The organism is Candidatus Baltobacteraceae bacterium (assembly GCA_036488875.1).
GTDB lineage: Bacteria > Vulcanimicrobiota > Vulcanimicrobiia > Vulcanimicrobiales > Vulcanimicrobiaceae > JAFAHZ01.
The window spans coordinates 275,755-287,913 of sequence record DASXGW010000013.1; the positions used below are offsets into that span (position 1 = coordinate 275,755).

Annotated in this window: 10 protein-coding genes and 1 tRNA gene; 9 read left to right on the forward strand and 2 right to left on the reverse strand. The window is 62.1% G+C overall.

Features of this window, described 5'->3' with window-relative positions; all coding sequences use genetic code 11:
• The first annotated feature begins 26 nt into the window (after positions 1–26).
• Genes VGG89_15880 through VGG89_15895 form a run of 4 tightly spaced genes read left to right on the forward strand, consistent with a single transcriptional unit; the run spans position 27 to position 7,570 of the window.
• Positions 27–3,122, forward strand: a complete 3,096-nt coding sequence (locus VGG89_15880) for a multicopper oxidase domain-containing protein (GenBank protein ID HEY1978031.1) — start codon at positions 27–29, stop codon at positions 3,120–3,122.
• Positions 3,112–4,047 carry an antibiotic biosynthesis monooxygenase gene (locus tag VGG89_15885; protein HEY1978032.1) on the forward strand — a complete coding sequence of 312 codons (936 nt, stop codon included), beginning with the start codon at positions 3,112–3,114 and terminating at the stop codon, positions 4,045–4,047. The genes VGG89_15880 and VGG89_15885 overlap by 11 nt, the downstream gene beginning before the upstream one ends.
• Positions 4,044–4,856 (forward strand): FAD binding domain-containing protein, encoded by an 813-nt coding sequence (locus tag VGG89_15890; GenBank protein HEY1978033.1) that lies wholly within the window; start codon positions 4,044–4,046, stop codon positions 4,854–4,856. The genes VGG89_15885 and VGG89_15890 overlap by 4 nt, the downstream gene beginning before the upstream one ends.
• The gene (locus VGG89_15895) at positions 4,853–7,570 is read left to right on the forward strand and encodes a molybdopterin cofactor-binding domain-containing protein (protein ID HEY1978034.1); all 2,718 of its coding nucleotides are present in this window, start codon (positions 4,853–4,855) and stop codon (positions 7,568–7,570) included. The genes VGG89_15890 and VGG89_15895 overlap by 4 nt, the downstream gene beginning before the upstream one ends.
• On the opposite strand, the gene VGG89_15900 is transcribed toward VGG89_15895, so the two are convergent.
• On the reverse strand, positions 7,557–8,474 hold the full coding sequence (locus VGG89_15900) for an XdhC family protein (GenBank protein HEY1978035.1): 918 nt from the start codon (positions 8,472–8,474) through the stop codon (positions 7,557–7,559). The two genes, VGG89_15895 and VGG89_15900, sit on opposite strands and share 14 nt — an antisense overlap.
• The gene (locus VGG89_15905; GenBank protein HEY1978036.1) at positions 8,467–9,027 is read right to left on the reverse strand and encodes an NTP transferase domain-containing protein; all 561 of its coding nucleotides are present in this window, start codon (positions 9,025–9,027) and stop codon (positions 8,467–8,469) included. Before VGG89_15905 ends, VGG89_15900 begins: the two co-directional genes overlap by 8 nt.
• Before the next feature lie 100 nt (positions 9,028–9,127).
• On the opposite strand from VGG89_15905, the gene VGG89_15910 reads away from it, so the two are divergent.
• The 5 genes from VGG89_15910 to VGG89_15930 all read left to right on the forward strand — a co-directional run bounded on the left by VGG89_15910 (position 9,128) and on the right by VGG89_15930 (position 12,111).
• Entirely contained in the window at positions 9,128–10,459 is a 1,332-nt protein-coding gene (locus VGG89_15910; protein HEY1978037.1) for a DUF4440 domain-containing protein, read from the forward strand.
• 123 nt (positions 10,460–10,582) lie between these two features.
• Entirely contained in the window at positions 10,583–10,942 is a 360-nt protein-coding gene (locus VGG89_15915; protein HEY1978038.1) for a hypothetical protein, read from the forward strand.
• Between the two features lie 242 nt (positions 10,943–11,184).
• Positions 11,185–11,259 (forward strand) — tRNA-Val (locus tag VGG89_15920).
• 54 nt (positions 11,260–11,313) lie between these two features.
• The gene (locus VGG89_15925; GenBank protein ID HEY1978039.1) at positions 11,314–11,607 is read left to right on the forward strand and encodes a hypothetical protein; all 294 of its coding nucleotides are present in this window, start codon (positions 11,314–11,316) and stop codon (positions 11,605–11,607) included.
• 81 nt (positions 11,608–11,688) lie between these two features.
• A complete protein-coding gene (locus VGG89_15930) occupies positions 11,689–12,111 on the forward strand; it encodes an SRPBCC family protein (protein ID HEY1978040.1) in 423 nt (140 codons plus the stop codon).
• Positions 12,112–12,159: the final 48 nt, after the last annotated feature.

The following is a 12,159-nucleotide window of genomic DNA, read 5'->3' on the forward strand; positions in this document are numbered from 1 at the left end:
GCCTTGAACGAGGGGGGCTTCTTACCATGCCGCGGATTTTTGGCGTGTCGGTATTGCTCGTTATGCTCGCGTTTGCGACCGGAGCGGCTGCCGATCCCCCAATGGGCGCTCGCCCGTTTAAAGAACCGGTGATCCTTTCGAGCCGGGACGGGATTCTCGAAGTCACGCTGATTCCACGACAAGATACCGGGTCTCTCGACACCGTCGCAAAGCCCGTAAAGAACATGTTGCTCTTCGACTACACACTGCAACGCGGTACTGCGTCGGACGGTCGGATGTCGGGCAACCATATGTATCCCGGGCCGACCCTGCGGGTCGCGCCCGGCGAACGTCTCATCGTTCACCTCAACAACGAGTTGCGTAATCTCTCGATCGCGGACTATTACGATCCGCAATACACGCCCGCGGGCCGGCCGGTGCCAAAGTATCCAACGATGTTGACGTCGTCGCCGATCAACCTGCACGTGCACGGCGCGCACGTTAGCCCGCGCGGAAACGCCGACAACGTGCTGCTGCACATCGATGCCGGCATGGCGAACACCTACGTCTACGACATTCCCAAGAACATGACGCCCGGCACGTTCTGGTATCACAGCCACTTGCACACGCTGACGGCATCGCAGACGTTCTACGGACTGGCCGGCATGCTGCTCGTCGGCCGCGCCGACAGCGAGATCCCCCTCGTAACGGAAAAGAACATTCCGATCCGCACGATGATGCTGCAATATAATACGGTCTTCGATCGTAAAGACGGTTTGGCGCAGATGACCAATCCGAACTGGCCGCAGTGGGTGAGCACGCTGATCCCGCCCAAAGGCAACGAGCTCGCCGACGGCACGTATCGGCCGTTGCTCGCGCCGGTGAACTTCTTGGATTCGCCCAAGGGCACGCAGTGGGCGACGGTGTGGTACTCGGGACCGCTGTCGATTCACAACACGCGGGGCCGTTTCCAGTTCGTACCGATGAACCTGCAGCGGTTCACGCCGTTTAAGGCCGGCGAGCCCGTCTTGAAGGCGAACTTGAAGCTTCCCGACTACGAGCGCGACACGCAGTTCACCGTCAACGGACAGTTCGAACCGGTGCTCAAGATCAAACCGGGTCAAACCGAGATCTGGGTGCTCGCCAACGTCAGCGACATTGCCTATATGAACGTTCGCTTGACCGAGACCGCAACCGGCTACCACCCCAAGATTGCCATCGTCGGGCAAGACGGCATCGCCTACGGCAAAGTCGAGTATCCGCACGAAACGGATGGAACCGAGCTGCTGATTCCGCCGGCGTCGCGCTACGCGATTGCCGTGACGATGCCCGAAAAAGGCGGCCTGCGCATGGAGCTGCCGGGCTTAGGCTCGGGCGCGCGTTCGATTTCGGCGCCGGGCATTCTGTACACCAACGACGGCACGAAGAACCCGCCGGGTCATTTAGGCTCGTTGAGCATTTTACCCCGGTCGATCAGCTACGCCGACGGATTCTTCATCTTTCCGTCACAGACGCTGCTCGACGCCGCTCCCGACGAAGGTAAGGGTGTCACCACCGCGTTCGTACCGGGACAGGAACTCAACGCGCCGACGCCGTTCCACGACCTCTCAAAAGTCAAGCCCGACGTGAGCCGCACGCTGCTCATCAACGGCGGATTTCTCAACAATCACGCCAGCAAGCAAGATCCCAAGGCGTTCGTCTACGCGTTCTTCGGAAACGCGTTCCCCAACGTGCCGCTGATTCAAGCGCGGCTGGGATCGGTGGAAGAGTGGAACTTCGTCAACCACAATAACGACGCGCACCCGATTCACGTGCACGTCAACGATTTCCAAGTAACCAAATACGACGATCCGACGGTAGGCCTGAAACTCGGACCGCAGATGCACGGCGAAGACAACGCCAACGTTCCGGCCCCCGAGCTGGGACCGGAAGAATCGCTCATCGCGCCCGGCACTTTGACGATGCGCACGAAGTTCATCGACTACTTGGGTTTATACGTACTGCACTGCCACCGGCTCAACCACGAAGACAACGGGCTGATGATGCTGGTGAACGTCATACCCGCCGTCTCGGATTACGCAGTCGCCGTTGGGGGTTCGCCGGGTCATCCTGCAACCGTCAACGTCTTCGACGGTGACGGCGATCGTTTGATCGCGACCGTTACGCCGTTTCCCGACTTTTACGGAACGCCCAGCGTCGCCATCGGCGACGTCGACGGCGACGGCATCTACGATCTCATCGTGGGTGCCGGTAAGGGACATGCGCCCGAAGTCGTCGCGTATTCGGGCGCGCAGAGCGGCGGTAAACCGTTTACAACCGAGCTCGCGCGCTTCCAAGCGTTCGATGCCGCGCAGACCGGCGGCGTGTCGGTCGCCTCCACGCAGATCGACGGACGCTCGCCGGACAACATCATCGTCGGATCCGGCGCCGGCGTGACCGACCAGGTGAAGATCTTCAGCAGCGAACTGGGCGCGCGCGGTACGGCACCCGCGACGTTCGCAACGTTCGAGCCGTACGGAAGCGACACGTCCGGTTTGAATCTCGCGGCGGGTTTCGTCGACTTTTTAACCGGGCGCGACAGCATCGTAACGGCACCCGGCGCGGGCGGCCAAGTCAAGGTGTTCTCGTACTCGCTCATGACGCCGATCGGCGCACCGCCGGCGTGGCCGAACAATCCGGGTACGCCGCACATGGATGCGGTTTTCACCCCCTTTGGCGCGAGCTATCGCGGTCCGATGTCGATCGCTACCGGATGGCTTGCAGGCCCATACGGCGGCGCCGAGGCCATTACCGCCGGACAGCTTTCGGGAGCGGGCACGGTGAAGGTGTTCTCGACGACGACGACGCTCGTAGGCGCTCCGACGATGTATTTGCACAGTGCGATGATGCACGAGCTGGTTTCGAACTTCAGCGAAGTCGCCTCGTTCAAGCCGTTCGCGGGTGCCTTCTCGGTTCGCGTCGCAACGACGTCGACGACCATTGGCGCCGATCTGCTCGTTAGCGGCGGTTCCGGCGACCGCGTGCAGATTCAGAAGTACCGGCTAAAGTGGGCGCATCCGCAAGACCATCTCTTCACCGCGTTGCCGGTGCATGACGTCTGGTCCGGAACGGGAACGCAGCCGGCGGTCATCGGTGGAGACTGAAACCCTCCTGCTGTGCGCGCGCGTGCGCGACGGCAAAGACTCGGAGTTTCGCGCCTGGCAAGCGCGCTGGCAAGACGCGCTGCTGCGTTCGCCGGGTGCGGAAAGTTTCGAGATCATTCCGCAGACGCCGGATCAAGACGAGACCGTCGGGATTGCGCGGTTCTCAACGTTCGACGCGCTGCGCGTTTGGCGGCACAGCGAAACCAACCGCGACTTGATTGCTGAGGCGAGCGGTCTCGTCGACGGCGGCGTGCTGATGCAGCTAACGGGCGGTGCCGCGGCTGAATATTACGTTGCGCACACCGCGACCGAAGTCATCATCACGCGCATCAAACCCGGCAAAGACACCGAGTATCGAGCCTTCGCCGATCGCATCCAGCGCGCGCAGCAGGTGTTTCCGGGCTATATCGGTTCGTTCGTGCAGCCGCCGCACCAAAACGAGACGGGGTGGACGACCGTACTGCGCTTTCAAGCGCAGCGCGATCTCGATCGCTGGATGAACTCGCCGGAACGTAAGGCGCTGCTCCAAGAAGCCGAAGATCTCATCGAAGGCTTCGAAGCGCAACGCGTCGATACGTCGTTCCCGGGCTGGGTGCCCGCCGATCCGGCGACCGGCAAACCGCCGAACATGTGGAAGACGGCTGCGCTGGTGCTGATGACGTTGTTCCCCGTCGTCATGCTCGAGCTACGCTTTCTCAATCCCGTGCTCAAAACGCTGGCGACTCCGCCGGCGCTGGGCACGTTCATTGGCAACGCGATCAGCGTCGCGCTCACGACGTGGCCGCTCATGCCGCTGGCGATTCGTCTGTTCCACGCGTGGCTCTTCCCGGAGAAGCAGCCGAAGTGGCTCGTACTCACCAGCCCCGTTTTGGTTGTCGCGTGTTATGGCGCGGAGCTGGCGATCCTTTGGAGATTGCTGTCGTGAATCTCAACACCGTTACCGAGGTGAAGCGGCCGCGCAGCCTCGATGAGATCCAAGGTTGGCGCGCCGGCAACGCGTGGCTTGCCGGCGGAACGTGGCTATTTTCCGAGCCGCAGGTGCATACCGACACGCTCATCGATCTCGAAACGCTCGATTGGCCGTCGCTGATCGCAAGTGACGACGGTCTCGAAATCGCCGCAACCTGCAAAATTGCCGAGCTGTACGCGTACGAGCCGCCCAAAGAGTGGCCGGCCGGCGGCCTCATCGGCGAATGTTGCCGCTCCTTTCTCTCGTCGTTCAAGATTTGGAACGAAGCGACGATCGGCGGCAACATCGTCATGTCGCTCCCGGCCGGCCCGATGATCTCGCTGACCGTCGCGCTGGAAGCCGAGTACGAGCTCTGGCCGCGCGACGGCGGCGCGCGCCGAGTCCCCGCGGCAGAGTTCGTCAACGGTAATCATGCCAACGTGCTCGCTCCCGGCGAACTGCTTCGCGCGATTCGGGTCAGGAGCGACGTGCTGAGGAAGCGGCACGCGTTCCGCCGAGCATCGCTCACGCATCTCGGGCGCTCGTCGGTGCTGTTGATCGGCACGCTTGGCGACAACGGCGTGCTGGTTACCATCACGGCCGCGACCGTCAAGCCGGTGCAGATTTCGTTTGAAAAAGCGATGAGCGAACGCGATCTGCGAGCGGCGATCGACGCCGCCATCGCTCCGGACGTCTATCTCGACGACGTCCACGGCTCGCCGGCGCACCGCCGTCACCTCACCTATCACTTTGCCAAAGAAATCTGCGGGGAGCTCTTCGCGTGAACTTCCGCGTAAACGGTAAGCAGTACGCCGCGTCGCCGGCACCGGGGCAGTGTCTGCGCACGTTCGTGCGCGACCTCGGGTTTTTCGGCACGAAAAAGGGCTGCGACGGCGGCGACTGCGGGGCGTGCACGGTCTGGGTGGACGGCAAGCCCGTCCACAGTTGCCTCTACCCTGCAGTTCGCGCCGACGGCAAGTCGGTCACGACGATCGAGGGCCTCGCCAGTCCCGATGGCACGCTGCATCCAATGCAGCAGGCGTTTCTAGACGCGCAGGCGTTTCAGTGCGGTTATTGCACCGCCGGTATGATCATGACGGGCGCGTCGCTGACCGACGAACAAAAGCACGACCTTCCGCGCGCGCTCAAGGGGAATCTCTGCCGCTGCACCGGTTACGGTGCGATCCGCGACGCGTTCGCCGGACAAACGAACGTCAAACGCGACGACGCGGGCAAATCGCAAGGCGAGAGCGTGCCCAATCCGTTCGCGCGCGACATCGTGACGGGGCACGCGCGTTACACCAGCGACATTCCGCTGCCCGAGGGCATTTTGCACCTCAAGGTGCTGCGTTCGCCGCACGCGTACGCGCGCATTACGTCGATCGACAAGTCGAAAGCGCTCGGCGTGCCCGGCGTCGTCGACGTCTTTACGTGGGAAGACGTACCCCGCAAGCTCTTCACGACGGCCATTCACGAAGACAACCGCGTGGATCCCGACGATACCTACGTGCTCGACAACGTCGCGCGCTTCGTCGGCCAGCGCATCGCAGCGGTCGTCGCCGATACCGAAGCGGCTGCCGAGGAGGGCGTGCGCAAGCTCGAGGTAGGGTATGAAGTTCTCCCCGCCGTTTTCGATCCCGAAGAAGCGATGCTGCCCGGCGCGCCGCGCCTGCACGATAAGGGCGAGTTTTCCCGCGCAATGCATCCCGAGCAAAACATTTTTCTCGAACTGCACGGCGAGGTAGGTAACGTCGAAAGGGGCTTCGCAGCAGCCGACGCGATCTACGAAGACACGTACTTTGCTCCGCGCCAGCAGCACGTCCACCTCGAGACGATGCAGGCGATCAGCTGGCGGGGCGACGACGGCCGTTACCACATTCGCACCAGCGTCCAAGGCCCGTTTATCGTCAAGTCCAAGCTGTGCTTCATCTTCGGACTCAACCTGAGCGACGTGCACGTTTTCTGCGAACGCGTGGGCGGCGGCTTTGGCGGCAAGCAAGACATGATGAGCGAGGATTTGCCGCTGCTCGCCACGCTCAAGACCGGACGTCCCGTGAAGTGGGAGTTCACCCGCGAAGAGCAGTTCATCGGCGCGACCACCAAACACCCCGTGAAGATTCACCTGAAGCTCGGCGCGAAAAAAGACGGCACGCTCACGGCCATGCAATATCGCGTCGTTTCGAACACGGGCGCGTACGGAAATCACGGCGGCGAGACGCTTGCGAACGGCATGTCGGGCCCGTGGGCGCTCTACAAGTGTCCCAATAAAAAGGGCGACGGTTACGCCGTCTACACCAACACGCACTGCGGCGGCGGCTTCCGAGGATACGGCACGTCGCAAACGACCTTTGCAATAGAATCCGCGATCGACGAGCTCGCACATTCCCTGGGCATCGATCCTATCGCAATGCGCCGCAAGAACATGGTGGGCGCCTACGACAACCTTCAAGCGGTGTTCGAGGAAGTGAGCGATCTCACGATCAGCAGCTACGGCTTGGATCAATGCGTCGATGCAATCGAGGACGGCTTGCGCAGCGGTCGAGGGAAGAAGAAGCCCGACGGCGAGCATTGGCTCGAGGGCAACGGCATGGCGATCACGATGCTCGACTGCGTGCCGCCCACGGAGCAGCGTTCCGGTTCCGAAATCGAGCTTCTCGAAAACGGAAGCTATCACTTCACCGTCGGATCGACGGAGATCGGCAATGGACTCGTCACGGCGCAGCAGCAGATCGTCGCACAGATCATGGGTTGCTCGACCTCGCGCGTTTCGGTGCTCAACGCCGATACCGACAAAACGCCGTACGATAGCGGTACGTTTGCCAGCGTCGGCATGATGGTGCCGGCGAAGGCCGTCGAGCTCGCCGCAACAGCCCTTCGCGAAAAAATTCTCGGATATGCCAGCCGCGCGACCGGCGAAAAACTCGAGCACTGCCGCATCGAGGATGACCGCGTCATTTGCGGCCGTCACAAGATGCCGCTCACCGAGCTTCGCGCCAAAGGCGTGCAAGAAGGGGTCGATTTCCGGGCGTTCCGCAAAGCGTACGGCGCACCGCGAACCGTTTCGTTCATGGCGTACGGCGTTCGTCTTGCCGTGCATCGAATCACGGGCGAGATCGCGATCCTCTACAGCGCGCAGGCCGTCGATGCGGGCGTCGTCATGAATCCGCACCAGCTGCGCGGTCAGGTCGTGGGCGGCGTCGTAATGGGCATCGGCTATGCGCTGCAGGAGAAGATGGTGTACGATGCGGCCGGAGCGGTCGTCAATCCCACCTTGCGCAACTATCGTATACCTGCAATCGCCGACGCTCCCGAGACGGAGGTCTTCTTCGCGAACACCCACGACAAAATTGGTCCTCTGGGCACGAAGTCCGTCGCGGAGAATACCAACAACGCGATTCCGCCGGCCATCGGCAACGCGCTGCGTAATGCCACCGGCGTGCGCTTCACGTCACTCCCGTTTACCGAAGACCGAATCTTCGAAAAGCTTAGCGCGCGCTAGGTTGCGGTTGCGGGCCGCTGATGCGGCCCGACGTCTCGCGCAACGGTAGACCGCTGCGTCCGTTGAGGACGGTCAGCACCTCAGCGAGAATCGAACACGCCACTTGGCCGTTCGTCACCGCGCCGATGTCGAGGCCGGTCGGTCCCGCAATTCGATCCAAGCTCGCGTCATCGTAGCCGTCCTGCGCGAGCACTTCGCGCCGGTAACGTTGGTTGCGCCGGCTTCCCAGCACTCCGATGTAAGCGACGTCGGTGTCGAGCGCGCAGCGAAGCGCCGGCAAATCGATCTTGGCGTCGTGCGAGACGACGACGATCGCATCGGCTTGCGGCAGCAACTCCGGCAGCGCGTCTTGCGGCCACGCCACCACGAGACGATCGACGTTCGGAAGCCGCTTCGACGTCGCAAACTCCGCTCGCGGATCGACGACGGTGACCGTGAAGTCCGCCGCTTGCGCCAGCGCCGAGAGTTGCGCGGCTAAATCCGTCGCTCCCACGACGAGCAACGACCGCTGCGCTGGAACGATGACTCCGTGACCGTCGCAATCGTATTCCACGTCTTCTAGTCCCTCCGCGATCCGTTGTGCGAGTGATTCGAACGCTGCGCCGGGCCTCCAAACAACGACAGTCATCGCTGCGCCGCAAGCAGAGCCGTCGAGCAGTTCGTCGGCGAGATCGAAATCGATCGTCCGCGCCCGACCGTCGCGCAAGGTCGCGCGCGCGGCTTCGACCAGCTCGCCCTCGTGACAACCCGCGCCGACGTTACCGAGAAACGATCCGTCGGACGCGACGAGCAGCGACGTCCCAATGGGCGCAGGCGCGGCGTTGCGCGTCGAAACCAGCGTCGCGACCGCAAACGAGAACCCGTCGCGCAGGCGTGCAGCTATTTCGCGATAGACGTCACGCACGAAACGCCTCCCACTCCGCGGGAACGTCGAGATCGAGAAACGCCGACGCGCCAGTGCAGATCCACGTCGCACGAACCAGCGACGCGTCGTCGCGCGCGTGCCGCAAGGTATCGCCTTCGCGCAACGAGTCGACGACTGCCCGCGACCGCGCGGAGAAGAGTACCGGGTGACCTGGTACCCCGTCTGCGCGAACCGGAAAGGCCACGTCGATGCCGTCGCCGAGCAGCGCCTCGGTCTGCGCGATCGTCGCTTCGGTCATTGCCGGCATGTCGCCCAGCAGCACGCCGAACGGCTCGCTCGTGGGAACCGCGCTCAAACCAATGCGCAGAGAATGCGTCATTCCGCGTCGCGGTTCGTCGTTGGTCACGACCTCGGCGTGCGGCATCATCTCTGAGGCGAACGCGCGCAGCCGGGTCGGAACGACCAGGATCGTGCGTCGTTTGCCGAGCGCATGAGCGATGCGTTCGAGCGGCGTCGTTTCGCCCAGGCGCGTCGTCGTTTTATCGAAGCCCATGCGCCCGGATTCGCCGGCCGCCAGCACGACGTAGTTCACGCCGCACGTTTACCCGGCGTCGAGCAAAATTCATCTCAGCGAACGCAAATGCGGGCGCCGGCAAGAAGGGGCTCGCGCTCGAGGGTCGGATTAGCACGCCATGCGGACTCTTTTTGCGTTGGCGGCTATTGTTTTTTGTTGCGCAGCCGCTGCCGCCCCTTCGGACGTCGCGCAAATCCGTGCCCTGCGGCTTGAGAACAACCGCGCTATCTTCGAGCGCGACGTCGCCGCGTTGCGCAAACCGTGGAAGGCGAATATACATCTTCTCGAAAGCGATGGAAGTGAGTGGACCGGTGCTGATCAGTTGGCCAAAAGCTACGCCACCGTTGAGTTCAAGGACCCGAACTTCGTCGAGTACGTTCGCATTCCAACGAGTATCAGGATCGCCGCGAACGGCAAGCACGCGGCCGAGCGCGGGGAGTGGACGGCAATAAACAGGGCGCCCGAGCGAGTGCGGTCGGGCACGTATCTCGCATCCTGGGAGAAGACCGCCGGCACGTGGAAAATCGTTTACGAGGCCTACGTTGCGTTGGACTTCGTTCCGCAAAGCGTCGCGGACGTTTTACATCCGCTGGCCACGCTCCGCCTCGGCGGCACTCCGGATTGGCTTGCGGTCACGCCGGATTCCGTGTGGGTCGCAAACGACGCACTCAAATCGATTCAGCGCGTGGACCTCGCCGCGAACGCACTCGTCGCTCGTGTCAGGCTGCCGGCTGAACCATGTTCGGGGCTCGTCTTCGGATTCGGAAGTTTGTGGGTGCCGCTCTGCGGCTCGCATCCTTCGCTCGCACGCATCGACCCCCGGCACAATACCGTAGCCGCGCTTCTTCCCATCGGGCCGGCCTTCTCCGAGGGAGGAATAACGGCGAGCGACGACAGCGTATGGCTGGTCGTCAACGACGGCGTGCTGGCTCGTATCGATCCGGCGACGAATCGCATCCGCCAAACCGTAGCGGTTCCTCCGGGCTCCTATAATCCACTATTTGCCGACGGCATCGTTTGGGTTACCAGCGGTAAGCGCAACCTCTTGACGGGGGTCGATTCGGCCAGCGGAAAAATGGTATCGACCATTCCCGTAGGTCTCAAGCCACGTTTCCTCGCCGCCGGTGACGGGCTGGTATGGACGCTCAATCAAGGTGATGGCACGGTCAGTAAGGTTGACGCGCGTGCCAAACGTTTGATCGCAAACGTTCAAACGCTGATACCAGGCGGCGGTGGGGAGATAACTTACGGCGCAGGCGCGGCGTGGGCGACGATCGTCGGCGTTCCCTTGACGCAAATCGACTCCGCGACCAACGCGGTTCGCCACTGGGGCGGTCGTGGCGGGGACGCCGTCCGCTATGGCGCCGGTTCGATCTGGCTCACCGACTATCACGATGGCTTGTTGTGGCGATTCGCGGCGCCGCAAAAATCGAGCAGACCTGTCTTGTGAGGCGGCTAGGGGCGCGCTCGCCCGGCGTCCAAACACATCGTCGTGAACAAACATCGGCTTGTTTTGATCTTGCTTTTATCTTTCGCACTGAGCGCATGCGGCAGCAGTCAGTCGCTCACGCCTGTGAACCCGAACGTCACCGCGTTGAACATGTCGGTTACGAATGCAACGGGCATCACCATAACGATGGCTCCGCAGACGCAGGACGACGTGTGCGTGAAGCGCGCTCCATCTCACGTGACGCTTGCGCCGAATCAGCGCTGGAACGGCACGATCGCGCTCGATAAGTTATGTCCGGGGCAGCACTGGTCGTTCGGGGTCACGCTTACGAGCGGTTCGACCGTCGCCGCGAGCGCCGAGTGGGCGAAATCAAACGGTCAATGGAGGCTCTTCTATCTCACCAGCGAGCTGCTGTTAAAACCGAATAAGAACCAGGGCGGCATCTTCAACATCACGTTAGTGAAGGGCACCCCGCCGCGATGAAGCGGTGCCGGTCCTTTTCTAAACTCGCGTCGCCGTTGACAATCACACTTTTCGTGTTAGACTAAGGTCGCTATGCGTAAGCAGAGTTTAGAAAAACGATATTTGTGCGAGCCGAATTTCGACTGTCTCGTCGCGACGGGTATGGTCGTCACGTAAGTTCGAGCTATTTCTGCTGACGGATTCCCCGAGGGGATCGTAGCGGAAACGCTCGATCCCCTCGGTCTTTTTCTGCAGTGTAGTTTCGGCGCTTAGATCAACGGGAGATCGCCTGTCTAACAAGCAGGTCGTCGCGTGTTCGACTCACGCAGCGCCGACCAAATCAAGGGGTGCACCGTTTGGTGCGCCCCTTTTTTGCGGTAGGACCTGAAGCAATGGCCGTTACGACGTGCGACTGCCCAAACGCGAACTGTGAAGCGCCTCCCCACAAAGGGAGAGTGAACTGCACGACGCCCAAGCCGCCGATGTGGGAAGATGGTTCGCCGTTCGTTGAGACCCCGCCGGAAACGTGGGCGGATCCCAAGGCCTGGGCGCACATAGCCGAAGGTCTTGAGTGTCCCGCGTGCGACGCGGCGAATCCGTCGCAGCGAACTGAGGCGCAAGCGAACATCGATACCGGCGGCGTCACACCGGCATCGGTCCAGTCCAAAGAGGAGAGTCCCGGCTAAACGTACGGCGATTGCCGACAAATGATTCAGAAGTTCTTCACGTCTTGGGAGTAGCCCTAAATGCGTGGAGGATTGACGGATATGAAGACCTTTGGCGTTTCACGTTCGACGGCGGCGTCGCCGCAGACGCTCTGGAGGCTCTGGGCCGACGCCAATAACTGGAGCGCGTGGAACTCGGGAATACGCTCCGCGCAGGTCGACGGGCCGATTTCCGACGGCGTCAGAGGCGTTATGACCACGAATCGCGGCAGCGTCCACGACGTAACGTTTCACAGCGTGATTGCAGGGCAAGGCTTCAGCCTCTCGATGGCGGGTCCGCCGCTGACCACGATCACGTTTTCGTGCGACATCGTACCCGACGGTCAGGGCAGCACGATCGCGCAGAACGTCGCGTTTGCCGGTCCGCTGGGCTTTCTCTTCGGTGCGATGATGGGCGCCGAAATGGCCAAGCACTTCGTGTCCGTGCTCGACGATCTCGCTCGTACCGCCGAAGCGCAGTCATAACTGATGGCATTTTGAGAGCCCATTTTCGTTACACCTAGTATACTAGGT